This is a genomic window from Pseudomonas sp. EA_105y_Pfl2_R69, from assembly GCF_963970915.1.
Classification (GTDB): domain Bacteria; phylum Pseudomonadota; class Gammaproteobacteria; order Pseudomonadales; family Pseudomonadaceae; genus Aquipseudomonas.
This window is the reverse complement of sequence record NZ_CAXAOO010000004.1, coordinates 503,538-517,335: the sequence shown is the minus strand read 5'-3', so window position 1 is coordinate 517,335 and position 13,798 is coordinate 503,538. Positions and strand designations below refer to the sequence as shown.

Genomic DNA, 13,798 nt, shown 5'->3' with positions numbered 1-13,798 from the left:
GGGCTTCGCGGGTATGACCCGCTCCTACGGGATGGCACCGTGTCCGCGACCGGCGATCACTCCACCCCGACAAACCCCCCGGTCTGGTGCTGCCAGAGCCGCGCGTAGAGGCCTCCTCGTTCGATCAGCTCACTGTGACTGCCGGTTTCGACGATGCGGCCCTGGTCGATCACCACCAGGCGGTCCATGCGCGCGATGGTCGACAGGCGGTGGGCGATGGCGATCACGGTCTTGCCCTGCATCAGGGTATCCAGGCTTTCCTGGATGGCGGCTTCGATTTCCGAGTCCAGTGCCGAGGTGGCTTCGTCCAGCACCAGGATCGGAGCGTCCTTGAGCAGCACGCGGGCGATGGCGATGCGCTGGCGCTGGCCGCCGGAGAGTTTGACCCCGCGCTCGCCGACCTGGGCGTCGAAACCGCGGCCGCCCTGACCGTCGTCGAGACGTGGGATAAAACTGTCGGCGCGGGCCTTGCGCACCGCATCGAGCAATTCAGCCTCGCTGGCGGAGGGTTTGCCGTACAACAGGTTGTCGCGGATCGAACGGTGCAGCAGCGAGGTGTCCTGGGTGACCATGCCGATCTGCGCGCGCAGGCTCTCCTGGGCAACGTCGGCGATGTTCTGGCCGTCGATCAGGATGCGCCCGCCCTCCAGGTCGTAGAGGCGCAGCAGCAGGTTGACCAGGGTCGATTTGCCCGCGCCGGAAGGGCCGACCAGGCCGATCTTCTCGCCGGGGGCCACCGTCAAACTCAGGCCGCCGATCACCCCGTGGCTGTTGCCGTAGTGAAAGTGGATATCGTCGAACTGCACCGCGCCCTGGCTGACCCGCAGCGGCTGGGCCTGTTCCTGGTCGAGCACCTGGCGTGGCTGGACGATGGTTTTCATGCCGTCCTGCACGGTGCCGACGTTCTCGAAGATGCCGTTGACCACCCACATGATCCATTCGGCCATGCCATTGATGCGGATCACCAGGCCCAGCGCCAGGGCGATGGCACCGGTGCTGATCAGTTCCTGGCTCCACAGCCACAGCGCCAGCGCGCCAGTGCCGACGATCAGCATGCCGTTGAGGCAGGTGATCAGGAAGTCCAAGGTGGTGATGATGCGCGATTGCAGGCGCACCTTGCCGAGCAGTTCCTGAATGGCGTCGCGGGTGTAGTGCTCTTCGACCTGGGTGTGGGCGAACAGCTTGAGGGTGGCGATATTGCTGTAGCCGTCGACCACCCGGCCCATGACTTTCGAGCGTGCCGCCGAGGCCGCCGCGGAGCGTTCCTTGATCCGCGGCACGAAATACCAGAGCGCGGTGCAGTAACCGACTATCCACAGCAGCAGCGGGGCAATCAGGCGCAGGTCGGCGGCGGCGAACAGGTACAGCGCGCTGGCGGCGTACACCGCCACGTGCCAGAGCGCGTCGACCACCTGCATGGCCGAGTCGCGCAGCGAGGGCCCGGTCTGCATGATGCGTTGGGCGATACGCCCGGCGAAATCGTTCTGGAAGAAGCCCAGGCTCTGCTTGAGCACATAGCGGTGGTTCTGCCAGCGGATCAGGTTGGTCAGGCCAGGGTTGATGGTCTGGTGGGTGAGCAGGTTGTGCAGACCGAACACCAGCGGGCGGATGACCAGCGCCACCAGCAGCATCCACAACAGGGTGCCCCGGTGTTGCTGGAAGAACTCGCCACTGGGGGTGGTCTGGGTCATGTCGATCAGCTGGCCGAGGAAGCTGAACAGCGCCACCTCGATCAGGGCGGCGACGAAACCGACCACCAGCACGGCGATCATCAGCGGCCAGACCTGGCGCAGATAGTGGGCGTAGAAGGCCAGCATGCCCGCCGGCGGCTCGACGTCGGGGCTGGGTTTGAAGGCGTCGATCAGACTTTCGAAGCGGCGAAACAACATGTCAGGCATCCTGCCCTGGTCGGGAAAAGAGCCTGATTCTAGCGAGTTTGCCGGGGTGTTGCGCGGATGCTGGGCTTAAGCACGCAGGCTGGGCAGCGGGGGCATGCCCAGCCTGCGTGGGTGGATCAGAGGCGCTTGGCTTCGAGGATCAGCACCGGCTCGCGGGGTACATTCTGGTGGCCGCCGCGGTTGCTGGTCGGTACCTGGGCGATCTTGTCGACCACGTCCATGCCCTTGACCACCTTGCCGAATACCGCATAACCGAAGTCGCGCGAGCCGTGGTCGAGGAAGGCGTTGTCCTGGTGGTTGATAAAGAACTGGCTGGTGGCCGAGTCGCGCACCTGGGTGCGGGCCATGGCCAGGGTGCCGCGTACGTTGTGCAGGCCGTTGTCGGCTTCGTTCTTGATCGGAGCCTGGGGGGCTTTCTGCTGCATCTGCGCATCGAAACCGCCGCCCTGCACCATAAAGCCCGGGATCACCCGGTGGAACTGGGTGCCGGCGTAGTAGCCGCTGTCCACATAGCCGAGGAAGTTGGCGGTGCTGATCGGGGCCTGGGTGGCTTCCAGTTCGATTTCGATTTCGCCCAGGCTGGTGGTCAGCAGCACTTTCGGGTTATCCGCGGCCAGCAGGCTGGTGGCGAACAACAGGGAACAGGCGGCGAGGGTAAGGGTTTTCAACATGCGTATGGGTCCTTATTGGGCAGTGGGGGCAGCCTGCTCGACTTCGCGGAGGAAGGCCAGCAGATTGCTGTTGAAACGTTCGGGTTGGTCCAGCGGGGTGGCGTGGCGCGAGTCTTCGATCACCAGCAGGCGGGCATTGGGCAGCTCATCGACATAGGCCTGCTTCTGCGCCACCGGGGTGTAATCGCGGTCGGCGCTGATCACCAGGGTAGGACAGGTGATGGCCGCCAGTCGTTCGCGTACGCCCCAGCCGATGATGGCATCGAGGCTGGCGAGGTAGGCGCGCTTGTCATTCTGCGGCCAGCGATCCTCGATCTTGCGCCGCAGTTCGCCCTGCTCGGGCTTGGGGAACAGCAGCCGGCCCAGGCCCTTGGCGATGGAGTCGAGGCTGAGCAGGCGCGACAGGGTCCAGCGCTTGGCGATTTCCAGGTAGTCGCGCGGGCTTTTCGCCTTCACTTCCGGACCGCTGTTGACGATGCACAGGCTCTTCAGCAGGTCGGGGCGTTCCACACCGAGCTGGAAGCCGATCATGCCACCCATGGAAATACCCACCAGGTGCACCGGGCCATAGTTCAGGTGTTCGATCAGGGCCGTGGCGTCTTCGGCAAAGCCGGCGATGCTGTAGGGCTCGCGCGGTTTGTCGGAGCGGCCGTGGCCGCGTACGTCGAGGACGATCACCCGGTAGTGGGCCGCCAGGTCGGGGATCTGGTATTCCCAGTCGCGGGTACTCGAACCCAGGCCGTGGATCAGCAGCACGGGAGCACCGTGGCCGTACTCTTCGTAGTGCAACTGACAGCCATCGTGATTGAAATAGGACATCTGGCGGACTCCTTATCAGGCCGAGGGCAGGGGGGCGGCAAAGGCTGCGTTCAACGGCGCGGCATCGAAGCGGCGGATCAGGTCGACCAGGATCTGGGTCGCAGGGCCCAGGGGTTTGTCTTTGTTCGAATAAAGATAGAAGAGCGGATTGTTGCTGCCACCCTGATCCAGGGGCAGGGGTTTGAGCAGGCCGTCCTTGAGTTCGCGCTCGATCAGGTGGCGTGGCAGCCATGCGAAACCCAGGCCGTTGCTGACGAAGGTTGCCGCGGTGGCCAGGCTGCCGACCGTCCAGCGCTGTTCCGCGCCGAGCCAGCCGACATCCCGCGGCTGCAGGCGCCCGGAGTCGCGGATCACCACCTGCATCTGGGTTTCCAGGTCCTGAAAGGTCAATTCGCGGTGCAGGCGGTGCAGTGCATGGTCGGGGTGGGCCACGGCGATAAACTCCACGGTGCTCATCTCGGCACCGAGGAAGCCCGGAATATTCAGTGCGCTGATGGCCAGGTCGGCGGTCCCTTCCTTGATCACCTCCTCGACGCCGGACAGCACCTCTTCGCGCAGACGCACCCGGCAGCCGCGGCTTTGCGGCATAAAGGCGGTCAGTGCGCGGACCAGGCGGGCATTGGGGTAGGCGGCATCCACCACCAGGCGCACCTCGGCTTCCCAGCCCTGCTCCATATGGTGGGCCAGGTCTTCCAGCTGGCTGGCCTGCTTGACCAGTTGCCGCGAACGGCGCAACAGCACGTCGCCGGCCTCGGTGAGCACCGCCTTGCGCCCGTCGATACGCAGCAGCGGTACGCCGAGCTGCTCCTGCATGCGCGCCACCGTATAGCTGATCGACGATTGCGAGCGGTGCAGCACCTCGGCCGCCTGGGCGAAGCCGCCCTGGTCCACCACCGCCTGCAGGGTGCGCCATTGGTCGAGGGTCACGCGTGGGGCTTTCATCGATTTATCCTGTCCATAATGGCCATCCAAGGTGCCAATGCCGGCGCAATCAACCTAAACTGGCCGTCTTTCGCTGGAGATTGCCCGCATGAAAAAACTCTGTTGCGCCTTGCTCGCCTGTTTGCCGCTGAGCGTTTTTGCCTACCCTGTCGAGCTGGAAAAACAGTTCAACGGTGCCGAGGTCTCGGCCTCCACCCAGGAGATCGACCACAACATGGGTGGCCTACTGCTACACAATTATGGTCGCAGCGCCGCCCATTGCACGGCAGTGTTCCGCAACGGCCCGGAAGCCCCGCGCAAGCGCAAGGTCAACCTGGCTGCAGGGGAAAGCAGCAATGTCACGGTCAAGTTCAGCCGCAGCATTATCCGCCTGCGGATCCAGCTGACCTGCGGCCTGCAATAGCCTGCCGAGGGTGTTCTTGAGCCTAATCCCAGGGGTGGTATAAATCAACTTTATCGATAACTTGACGCAGTTATTTGCGCTTTTTTATCGGTTTGTGCATCTCTACTCTGTGCCCATCGACGTTCACCACCCCCTACGCGATGGAGCACCCCGCATGTCAAAGCTACTGGTAATCGAAAGCAGCGCCCGCCAACAAGGTTCGGTATCGCGCCAGCTCACCGCGCAATTTATCGCCAACTGGCAAGCCGCCAACCCGAGCGATCAAATCAAGGTGCGCGACCTGGCCATCGATCAGGTGCCCCACCTGGATGCCAACCTGCTGGGCGGCTGGATGACCCCGGCCGCGCAGCAGAGCACGGCCGAGCAAGCGGCGCTGGCCCTGTCCAATAGCCTCACCGACGAGCTGCTGGCCGCCGATGTGCTGGTGCTGGCCGCGCCCATGTACAACTTCACCATTCCCAGCACCCTCAAGGCCTGGCTCGACCATGTGCTGCGCGCCGGGGTGACCTTCAAGTACACGGAAAACGGCCCGCAAGGTCTGCTCGGCGGCAAGCGCGCCTTTGTCCTGACCGCCCGCGGCGGTATCTATGCCGGCAGCGCCATGGACCATCAGGAACCCTACCTGCGCCAGGCGCTGGCTTTTATCGGTATCCACGATGTCAGCTTTATTCATGCCGAAGGCCTCAACCTGGGTGCCGAGTTTATGGAGAAGGGCCTGAGTGAAGCCAAGGTGCAAATCGCCCAGGCCGTCTGACCCGCCGCCGACCGACTCTCCTGGCATCCGCCGCTCCCGGATGCCGTTCCCCGACCCGCTGCGCGAGCAGCCGGTCGGGTTTTTTATGGCGATGCAGCAGTTAACTGGTTGACGTCTATTAGTCCCCTCGCCTCTTCGGGGGCAGGGGCGGGTCGTATTCGGGTGCGGGCCAGCGGCGATTGTTCGGTGCCTCGCGACAGGCTAAGGTCGCCGCCTTGCAGAGAGGTGGCTATGCGTTATCTGGTGATCGTGACCCTGTTGTGGGCCTTTTCCTTCAGCCTGATCGGCGAATACCTGGCCGGCCAGGTCGACAGCTATTTCGCCGTATTGACGCGTATCGTCATCGCCGGCCTGGTGTTTTTGCCGTTGACCCGCTGGCGCGGCGTGGCCCCCGGGTTTATGCGCGGCATGCTGGTGATCGGGGCGCTGCAGTTCGGCGTGACCTATGTCTGCCTGTACCTGAGTTTCAGCGTGCTGACGGTACCCGAGGTGTTGCTGTTCACCATTCTCACGCCGCTGCACGTGACCCTGATCGAAGACGCATTCAACCGCCGTTTCAATCCCTGGGCTCTGCTCGCGGCTCTGGTGGCGGTGGCGGGCGCGGCGGTGATCCGCTACGACCAGATCAGTGCCGATTTCTATTACGGCTTCTTTCTGCTGCAGATCGCCAATGCCACCTTCGCCGCCGGCCAGGTGTTCTACAAGCACCTGCTGACGCGGTATCCGTCGAGCACCCCGGAGTACCGGCGCTTCGGCTATTTCTACCTGGGGGCCCTGGCTATCGCCTTGCCGGCCTTCCTGCTGTTCGGTAACGCCGCCCGCTTACCCACCAGCGCCAGCCAGTGGTGGGTCCTGGTCTGGCTCGGTATGGTGGCGTCCGGGCTTGGTCTTTACTGGTGGAACAAGGGCGCGAGCCTGGTCGATGGCGGCACCCTGGCGGTGATGAATAACGCCCTGGTGCCGGCGGGGTTGCTGGTCAATCTGCTGTTGTGGAACCGCGAGGCCGACCTGCTGCGCCTGGGCGTGGGCGGGCTGGTGATCGCGGCCTCCTTGTTGCTGACGCGGCTGGCCATGGCGCGTCGGCCTGCGCTTGCAGGACGTTGAAAAATGTAGGCGAGGCCGGCAAGACAAGGCGCTACGTTAGTAACAGCCTCCGGCTGGTCAAAACGGCGAGATACGCAGCGCAGCGAAGTAACAGCCAACGGCTGGGCCGTAGGGTGAGCGCAGCGAATCAAGCGGACTGGGCTCGCACGCGAATCTACGTGTTGTAAATGAGCATGACTCGTTTCACTCGCCCTTCGGGTCGCGCTGAAGCGCGTTAGCCGCAAGCGGCTTGCCGAGCCTGTTTTTAACGCAGTATTGCCAACGCAGGTAGTTTTTCAACGACCTGCTTTGAGGTGAGGCGATGAATCTATCCGGTAGGGGCGTGGCACTCTCAGTCGGGGCCTCGGTGCTGTTCGCCATGATCCCCGGCTATGTGCAGCAGCTGGCTCCCCTGGACGGCCTGCAGGTATTCGCCCAGCGGGTGCTCTGGTCGATCCCCGCGGTGTTGCTGCTGGTCGCGTTGTCGCGCCAGTGGACCGTGTTGGGCCGGGCCTTGGTGCGCTTGCGTCACGAGCCCCTGCTGCTGGCGGCGCTGCCGCTGGCCGCCGGGCTGATGGCCATTCAATGGGCACTGTTCGTCTGGGCTCCACTGGCCGGGCGGATGCTCGAGGTGTCGCTGGGTTATTTCCTTCTGCCGCTGGCCATGGTGCTGACTGGGCGGGTGTTCTATGGCGAGCGGCTGCGGCCCCTGCAGCGTCTGGCGGTGATCTGTGCGCTGCTCGGGGTGGCCCACGAACTCTGGCTGACCCAGGCGTTTTCCTGGATCGTGCTGGTCACGGTGCTCGGCTATCCGCCCTATTTTATGCTGCGCCGCTGGATGCGTCTGGATGCGCTGTCCGGCTTCGTCCTGGAAATGCTGATGATGGCACCGCTGGCGATCTGGATGATCGCCAGCTGGGGGCCGCCGCAGGTGTTTGTTCAGGCCCCGCAACTGTGGTGGCTGTTGCCGGGGCTGGGCCTGCTCAGCGCCCTGGCGCTTGCCGCGATGATGGGGGCCAACCGCCTGCTGCCGATGGGGCTGTTCGGCATTCTCAGTTATGTCGAGCCGGTGCTGTTGTTTCTGGTGGCCCTGCTGTTTCTCGGCGAGCGCTTCAATGCCGCACAGTGGCTGACCTATCTGCCGATCTGGCTGGCCGTGCTGCTGGTTGCCTGGGACAGTGCGCGGCTGCTGCTCAAGCAGCGGCGCGCCTTGGCTGTTGGGTAAGGCCGCGCACAGCATCCAGCGCCAGGACAGCCTCGGCGTGGAGCGACAGCCCGCCGCTTGCCCGAGGTCATGGGACGACGCCTACTGCGCCATTTCATGGCGGTGGCCGCAGTAGGCGGGCGTGTTTCACTGCCTCTCAGTCCAGTATGTTTCTCAGTACTTCGTAGACGATCCCGGTGGCAATGGTCACCAGCACCACGTCGCGGCCGACCTGCTTCCACTCGTAGCCTTCGTAGCGCGGCAGCTGGCCGGCCACGCGGCTGTCGAAGTTTTTCGCGATGCCCGGCGGTAGCGGCTTGCCGCGGGCCAGGTTCTTGGCAATGCCTGGCGGCAAGGCGCTGCCGGGGTCGATCAGGCTGCGGTTCTCGCCCAGAACGATGCGCACTCGGCCGATATCGATCGACGGGCCCTGGATGCTGACGCCGATATCCTGGCCATGCTGGTCGTGGCCGCCGCCCGATTTGCCCGGGTGGTCGGATTTGGGGGCGGCGAGGGCGCTCTGGGCGGCGAGGGCGGCGCTCAGCGCGGAGGCGATCAGCAGGCTGTGGGGAAGACGGCGCATAGGGTGCTCCAGGGGGATTGGTCTGTGCGATTGGAACCCGCGAGCTGGGCTTCGTTCAAGGGCGGCCGTCGCTTTGTTTGCCAACAGATGCAAAGAAACTCGGCCGCAAGGCCGGAAAGCGTTAGGCTATGCGGCTGATTTTTTGTTTTTCGTCGAGGTTGCCCCCGTGTTTGCCCAATTCGCCCTGCATGAACGCCTGCTTAAAGCCGTGGCCGCGCTGAACTTTGTCGAGCCCACCCCGGTACAGGTGGCGGCTATTCCGCTGGCGCTGCAAGGCAAGGACCTACGGGTAATCGCTCAAACCGGCAGCGGCAAGACCGCCGCCTTCGTGCTGCCGATGCTCAATCGCCTGCTCGGCGATGGCGCGTCCTCGCCGCGCATGAGCGTGCGCGCGATGATCATGCTGCCAACCCGCGAGCTGGCCCAGCAGACCCTCAAGGAAGTCGAGCGCTTCGCCCAGTTCACCTTTCTCAAGGCCGGTCTGATCACCGGCGGCGAAGATTTCAAGGTGCAGGCCGCCATGCTGCGCCGGGTCGACATCCTGATCGGTACCCCGGGACGTCTGATCGAACACGCCAACGCCGGCAACCTGCTGCTCGACGAAGTGGAAGTGCTGGTGCTTGACGAAGCCGACCGCATGCTCGACATGGGCTTTGCCGAAGACGTGCAGCGCCTCGGCGAGCTGTGCAACGCCCAGCGCCAGACCCTGCTGTTCTCCGCCACCAGTGGCGGTGCCGGGTTGCGCGAGATCATCGCCAAGGTGCTGAAGGACCCCGAGCACCTGCAGCTCAACCGGGTCAGCCAGCTTAACGAGGGCACCCGTCAGCAGATTATCACCGCCGACCACAACCACCATAAGGAGCGTCTGGTCGAGTGGTTGCTGAAAAACGAGACCTACGACAAGGCGATTATCTTCACCAATACCCGGGTTCAGGCAGACCGCCTGTATGGAAAGTTGGTCGCCCACGACTTCAAGACATTTGTGTTGCACGGCGAGAAGGACCAGAAGGATCGCAAGCTGGCCATCGACCGCCTCAAGCAGGGCGCGGTGAAGATCCTGGTGGCCACCGACGTGGCGGCCCGCGGCCTGGATGTCGACGGCCTGGACCTGGTGATCAATTTTGACATGCCGCGTTCCGGCGACGAGTACGTGCACCGTATCGGCCGTACCGGCCGCGCCGGTGCCGAGGGCCTGGCCATCTCGCTGATCTGCCACAACGACTGGGCGCTGATGTCGAGCATCGAACGCTACCTCAAGCAGCGTTTCGAGCGGCGCAATATCAAGGACCTCAAGGGCATCTACCAGGGCCCGAAAAACCTCAAGGCCTCGGGCAAGGCCGCGGGTCCGAAAAAGAAGAAGATCGACCCCAAGACCGGCAAGAAGCTCGCCAGCAAAAAGCCCGCGGCCAAGCCGAGCAAGCGCAATACCATCAACCGGCCGAAACCCGATGCCACCGTGCTGGTCAGCCAGGACGGCCTGGCCCCGCTAAAGCGCCGCGCACCCGCGGCCGAGTAAGGCGGTGGTCGGGCGGCGTGGTTGTGGGCTTGCGCTGGTGTTCTGTACCGGCCTGGCCCAGGCGCAGGGCGCTATTCACAAATGTCTGCAACCTGACGGGGTGATGCTTTACAGCGATCAACCCTGCGCCGTGGCGCACAGCAACCTGGCCTTGAGTGTCAGTGGTTACGCCAGCTATCCGCCGATGCTGCAGGGCGTCGCCGCTTTCTGGCACGAACGGGTTCAGCCGCTGCTGGTCGGCCTCGATCTCGATTTCGACCCCCTGGTGTTGCTGGCGCTGGTCTACGGGCTGATGAGCCTGATCTGCTATATCGCCTATTACCGCGACAAAAAATTCGCCATTCAGGGCCTGCAGCGCACCCCCGAGGCGCGCCTGCATCTGTATGAATTGCTGGGCGGCTGGCCAGGCGGTTTGCTGGCCCAGCGGCTGATCCGTCACAAGAACCGCAAGCTGGGTTATCAACTGAAGTTCTGGTTGATCGTGCTGCTGCACCTGTCCCTGGCGGGGTTGCTGCTATGGCTGATAAAAACGCCTGCAGGCGGCTGAACGACGGCAGGTTATCCGCCGTCGTTCGCTTGACGCTTATTTCGGTACGATCAGGATCTTGCCATCGCGTTCGCCGCTGGCGGCTGCGGCGACGGCCTGCTTGATCTCGCTGACGTCATAGGTGGCGGCCACGCGGGTGTGCAGCTTGCCGCTGGCGACCAGTTGCACCAGCTCGCCGAATACCTTCATCTGCTCGGTCTGGCTGGCGGTCTGGAACCATTTGGCCAGCCAGAAGCCGCGCAGGCTGACATCGCGGAACACGAATGAGGCGGGGGACACCTGGCACGGCTGGCGGCTCATCATGCCGTAGTTGACCAGCACACCGCCTTCGCTGAGGCTCGCCGCCAGATGATCGGTAGACTCGCCGCCCACCGCGTCGATGCCCAGGCGCACGGCCGCGCCGCCAGTGGCTGCGCGCACACGCTTGGCCAGGTCGGGGCCGTCGACCAGCACCACATCGCCGCCTTCGGCCTCAACCCCGGCCACCGCCGACTCGCGGCGCACCACGTTGAGGGTCTTGAAACCGCGCAGCTTGGCCAGTTGAATCAGGTAGCTGCCCACGCCCGAGTTGGCGGCGTTCTGGATCACCCAATCGCCGGGCTGCAGTTCGACGAACTGGCTGAGCATCAGGGAGGCGGTCGGCGGATTGACGGTCAGCATCGCCAGTTGCTGGGGATCGGCCTCCGGCAGCGGGATCAGCTTGTTCGCCACGGCATTGAGGTGGCTGACCCAGGTACCGCAACCCACCGGCAGCAGGACCATCTGGCCGACTTTGAGGTTGCTCACCTCGGGACCCAGCGCCTCGACGCGGCCGACGCCTTCGTTACCGCCAATCGCCGGCAGCGGCGGCAGCATGCCGTATTCGCCGGTCAGGGTCAGCACGTCGGAAGGGTTGATCGGTGCTGCCAGTACTTTGACCCGCACCTGGCCGGCCTCGGGGGCTGGCAGTTGCAGTTCGACGGCGCTGATGACGTCTTGCGGGACCGGGCCGCGGCTCGGGTATTGGGCTTTCAACATAAAATCTCTCCAGGGGAACGACTGCTGCGGGTCGATCAAGTCTAGACCTCACTGACCCTGTCGGGACGAATCCTGCTCAATCGATCTCGCTGATCGGGCCCCGCTTTGCAAGTTGAGCCCCGGCCGGCCTGGCGGGTATGGTGCGATAGCCGCCGTGTAGTCGATGGCTGCACGGCGGCAGGCTTTACGCTATGGTCAGCCTGGTAGTGGGCTCAAGCGTGCTGGCGCGATGGCGCGGGTCCGAGGTCGAGGCACCGGCATGGGTTCGTCTGAGCCCGCTAGCCGCGATGCTGCGCTGCGTGGATTGAAGGGGCTGGAATGAAGTGGCTGTGGGCAATGAGTTTGCTGTGTTTGAGCCTGACGTTATCGGCTCAGCCGTTGCGCCTGGGATTTGGTACGCACAAGCCGCCCTATGTGTTCGAGGGGGAGGCCAAGGGGCTTGAATACGACATCGTGGTCGCGGCCCTGAGCCGTGCCGGGGTGGCCGTGGCGGTGCAGTACGCGCCCATGGAGCGCCTGCACCTGATGCTGCGCCGTGGCCAGATCGATGCGATTGCCACGACCAATGAGTTGAGCGGGGTCAGCGCCTTCTACTCGGATGCCTATATTCACTACCAGAATGTGGCCGTGGCCCTGAGCTCCAGGCAGCTGGATATCCGCCAGATCGAAGATCTGGGGCGGTATTCGGTGCATGCCTTCCAGCGCGCGCGCTTTCTGCTCGGCCCCGAGTTCCAGCAGATGGCCGAGAACAACCCGCGCTACCGTGAGGAGGCCTATCAGATCGCGCGCAACCGCATGCTGTACAGCGGGCGGGTGGATGTGGTGGTTTCCGATATGCGCATCCTGCGTTATTTCAATGGTCAGGTGTATACCCAGGTCGACGTCAGCCAGCCTCTGGCCCTCTACCCGATCTTTGCGGCCACCGCCTACAAGCTCGGCTGCAGCCTGGAGCGTTACTGCGAGTTGTTCAACCAGGGCCTGGTCGCGATTCGCGCCAGCGGCGAGTACCAGGCCATCGAGCGGCGCTACGCCATGCACTGACGGCTCGGCCGTAATCTTAGGAAATGTTCGCAAGGCTGCGGGCGTGGCTGGGTCGAGGCATGATTGGCTTTTGCTGCGCAACCCGGATCGCACGAGGACATCGCCATGCCGCGCCTACCGTTGTTCGCCTGTCTGTCACTGCTCATCGCCTGGCCACTGCCGTTGCTCGCCCAGACCACGGCAGCGCCCGGCGAGCGGGGTGTGCTCGGCGTAACGGTGTTGCTCACTGACCTGCAGCACCCCTGGAGCATGGCCTTTCTGCCGGCACAACAGGGGTTGCTGATTACCGAGCGGCCCGGGCGGCTGCGCCTGATGGATGCCCAGGGTGCGCTGTCCGCGCCGCTGAGCGGCGTGCCGCAGGTGTATGCCCGGGGCCAGGGCGGTTTGCTCGACGTGGCGCTGCCGCCGGATTTCGCCGAGGAACGCTGGGTGTACCTGGCCTATGCCGAGGCGGGTGAGGACGGCCAGGCCGGTACGGCCGTCGGGCGTGGCAGGCTGGCCGCGGATAACCGCGGCCTGGAGGATTTCTCGGTGATCTTTCGTCAGCAGCCCAAGCTTTCCAGCGGCACGCATTTCGGTGCGCGGCTGGTATTCGATGGCGCTGGCTACCTGTTTATCACCCTGGGCGAGAACAATCAGCGCTCGACCGCCCAGGACCTCGACAAGCTGCAGGGCAAGGTGGTGCGCCTGTATGCCGATGGTCGCGTGCCGGCGGATAATCCCTTTGTCGGCCAGGCCGGCACGCGAGGGGAAATCTGGTCCTACGGCCATCGCAACCCGCAAGGCGCGGCGCTCAACCCCAGGACCGGGCAGCTGTGGACCCATGAACACGGCCCCCGCGGCGGCGATGAGATCAACATTCCCCAGGCCGGCAAGAACTATGGCTGGCCCCTCGCCACCCATGGGGTGAACTATTCCTTGCTGGCGATTCCCGAGGCCCAGGGCAAGACGCTCGCCGGCACCGAGCCGCCCCACCATGTCTGGGCCAAGTCGCCGGCGATCAGCGGCATGGCCTTCTATGACGCCGAGCGTTTTGCCCAGTGGCAGAACAGTCTGTTTATCGGCGCGTTGGCCGACCAGGCATTGCTGCGTCTGGAGCTCGATGGTGATCGGGTGGTGAGTGAGGAGCGCTTGCTGCAAGGGCGCAACGCGCGGATTCGCGATGTCCGGCAAGGCCCGGACGGTTATCTCTATGTGCTGACGGACGCCGCCAATGGCCAGTTGCTACGGCTTGGCTTGCAGGCGCAATGAGGCCTGGCGCGGGGCCATCGATCGGTGAGGGGCTTGAATGTTGGGCGGGGCGACGGGGGAGGGGAGCTA

The 13,798-nt window shown here is 64.3% G+C and carries 13 protein-coding genes and 1 pseudogene; 8 read left to right on the top strand and 6 right to left on the bottom strand.

The features are described from left to right. Positions 1-56: 56 nt before the first annotated feature. The 4 genes from AACY13_RS14505 to AACY13_RS14490 form a co-directional block, all read right to left on the bottom strand. Complete coding sequence (locus AACY13_RS14505) at positions 57-1,889, bottom strand: ABC transporter ATP-binding protein (protein WP_339462278.1); 1,833 nt, start codon at positions 1,887-1,889, stop codon at positions 57-59. Between the two features lie 125 nt (positions 1,890-2,014). Next, positions 2,015-2,569 (bottom strand): peptidylprolyl isomerase, encoded by a 555-nt coding sequence (locus tag AACY13_RS14500; protein WP_339462277.1) that lies wholly within the window; start codon positions 2,567-2,569, stop codon positions 2,015-2,017. A 12-nt stretch (positions 2,570-2,581) separates the two neighbouring features. Beyond that, positions 2,582-3,388: an alpha/beta fold hydrolase gene (locus tag AACY13_RS14495; protein WP_339462276.1), complete on the bottom strand. Its 807-nt coding sequence runs from the start codon at positions 3,386-3,388 to the stop codon at positions 2,582-2,584. Between the two features lie 15 nt (positions 3,389-3,403). Beyond that, entirely contained in the window at positions 3,404-4,330 is a 927-nt protein-coding gene (locus AACY13_RS14490; protein ID WP_339462275.1) for a LysR family transcriptional regulator, read from the bottom strand. Between the two features lie 88 nt (positions 4,331-4,418). On the opposite strand from AACY13_RS14490, the gene AACY13_RS14485 reads away from it, so the two are divergent. From AACY13_RS14485 to rarD, 4 genes are all read left to right on the top strand, one after another. Next, the gene (locus AACY13_RS14485) at positions 4,419-4,733 is read left to right on the top strand and encodes a 3-phosphoglycerate kinase (RefSeq protein WP_339462274.1); all 315 of its coding nucleotides are present in this window, start codon (positions 4,419-4,421) and stop codon (positions 4,731-4,733) included. A 154-nt stretch (positions 4,734-4,887) separates the two neighbouring features. Further along, a complete protein-coding gene (locus AACY13_RS14480; protein ID WP_339462273.1) occupies positions 4,888-5,487 on the top strand; it encodes an FMN-dependent NADH-azoreductase in 600 nt (199 codons plus the stop codon). Between the two features lie 231 nt (positions 5,488-5,718). Continuing rightward, on the top strand, positions 5,719-6,591 hold the full coding sequence (locus tag AACY13_RS14475) for a carboxylate/amino acid/amine transporter (protein WP_339462272.1): 873 nt from the start codon (positions 5,719-5,721) through the stop codon (positions 6,589-6,591). A 301-nt stretch (positions 6,592-6,892) separates the two neighbouring features. After that, a complete protein-coding gene (gene rarD / locus AACY13_RS14470; RefSeq protein ID WP_339462271.1) occupies positions 6,893-7,795 on the top strand; it encodes an EamA family transporter RarD in 903 nt (300 codons plus the stop codon). Positions 7,796-7,931: 136 nt separating this feature from the next. On the opposite strand, the gene AACY13_RS14465 is transcribed toward rarD, so the two are convergent. After that, positions 7,932-8,357, bottom strand: a complete 426-nt coding sequence (locus AACY13_RS14465) for an anti-virulence regulator CigR family protein (RefSeq protein ID WP_339462270.1) — start codon at positions 8,355-8,357, stop codon at positions 7,932-7,934. A gap of 166 nt (positions 8,358-8,523) precedes the next feature. Between AACY13_RS14465 and AACY13_RS14460 the strand changes: the two genes are divergently transcribed. After that, complete coding sequence (locus tag AACY13_RS14460) at positions 8,524-9,873, top strand: DEAD/DEAH box helicase (protein ID WP_339462269.1); 1,350 nt, start codon at positions 8,524-8,526, stop codon at positions 9,871-9,873. A 277-nt stretch (positions 9,874-10,150) separates the two neighbouring features. After that, positions 10,151-10,420 (top strand): annotated as a pseudogene (locus AACY13_RS14455) (DUF1294 domain-containing protein); the annotation flags it as partial. 36 nt (positions 10,421-10,456) lie between these two features. Here the strand turns inward: AACY13_RS14455 and AACY13_RS14450 are convergent. After that, positions 10,457-11,437, bottom strand: a complete 981-nt coding sequence (locus tag AACY13_RS14450) for a zinc-dependent alcohol dehydrogenase family protein (protein ID WP_339462268.1) — start codon at positions 11,435-11,437, stop codon at positions 10,457-10,459. A gap of 336 nt (positions 11,438-11,773) precedes the next feature. Between AACY13_RS14450 and AACY13_RS14445 the strand changes: the two genes are divergently transcribed. Both AACY13_RS14445 and AACY13_RS14440 read left to right on the top strand, forming a co-directional pair. Then, positions 11,774-12,478 carry a substrate-binding periplasmic protein gene (locus AACY13_RS14445; RefSeq protein WP_339462267.1) on the top strand — a complete coding sequence of 235 codons (705 nt, stop codon included), beginning with the start codon at positions 11,774-11,776 and terminating at the stop codon, positions 12,476-12,478. 105 nt (positions 12,479-12,583) lie between these two features. Then, positions 12,584-13,729 (top strand): PQQ-dependent sugar dehydrogenase, encoded by a 1,146-nt coding sequence (locus AACY13_RS14440; protein WP_339462266.1) that lies wholly within the window; start codon positions 12,584-12,586, stop codon positions 13,727-13,729. Positions 13,730-13,798 lie beyond the last annotated feature (69 nt).

What these genes read in the sequence shown, in the direction of transcription:
- AACY13_RS14505 (WP_339462278.1), bottom strand. Translation starts at nt 1,889, where the DNA reads ATGTTGTTTCGCCGCTTCGAAAGTCTGATCGACGCCTTCAAACCCAGC.
- AACY13_RS14500 (WP_339462277.1), bottom strand. Translation starts at nt 2,569, where the DNA reads ATGTTGAAAACCCTTACCCTCGCCGCCTGTTCCCTGTTGTTCGCCACC.
- AACY13_RS14495 (WP_339462276.1), bottom strand. Translation starts at nt 3,388, where the DNA reads ATGTCCTATTTCAATCACGATGGCTGTCAGTTGCACTACGAAGAGTAC.
- AACY13_RS14490 (WP_339462275.1), bottom strand. Translation starts at nt 4,330, where the DNA reads ATGAAAGCCCCACGCGTGACCCTCGACCAATGGCGCACCCTGCAGGCG.
- AACY13_RS14485 (WP_339462274.1), top strand. Translation starts at nt 4,419, where the DNA reads ATGAAAAAACTCTGTTGCGCCTTGCTCGCCTGTTTGCCGCTGAGCGTT.
- AACY13_RS14480 (WP_339462273.1), top strand. Translation starts at nt 4,888, where the DNA reads ATGTCAAAGCTACTGGTAATCGAAAGCAGCGCCCGCCAACAAGGTTCG.
- AACY13_RS14475 (WP_339462272.1), top strand. Translation starts at nt 5,719, where the DNA reads ATGCGTTATCTGGTGATCGTGACCCTGTTGTGGGCCTTTTCCTTCAGC.
- rarD (WP_339462271.1), top strand. Translation starts at nt 6,893, where the DNA reads ATGAATCTATCCGGTAGGGGCGTGGCACTCTCAGTCGGGGCCTCGGTG.
- AACY13_RS14465 (WP_339462270.1), bottom strand. Translation starts at nt 8,357, where the DNA reads ATGCGCCGTCTTCCCCACAGCCTGCTGATCGCCTCCGCGCTGAGCGCC.
- AACY13_RS14450 (WP_339462268.1), bottom strand. Translation starts at nt 11,437, where the DNA reads ATGTTGAAAGCCCAATACCCGAGCCGCGGCCCGGTCCCGCAAGACGTC.
- AACY13_RS14445 (WP_339462267.1), top strand. Translation starts at nt 11,774, where the DNA reads ATGAGTTTGCTGTGTTTGAGCCTGACGTTATCGGCTCAGCCGTTGCGC.
- AACY13_RS14440 (WP_339462266.1), top strand. Translation starts at nt 12,584, where the DNA reads ATGCCGCGCCTACCGTTGTTCGCCTGTCTGTCACTGCTCATCGCCTGG.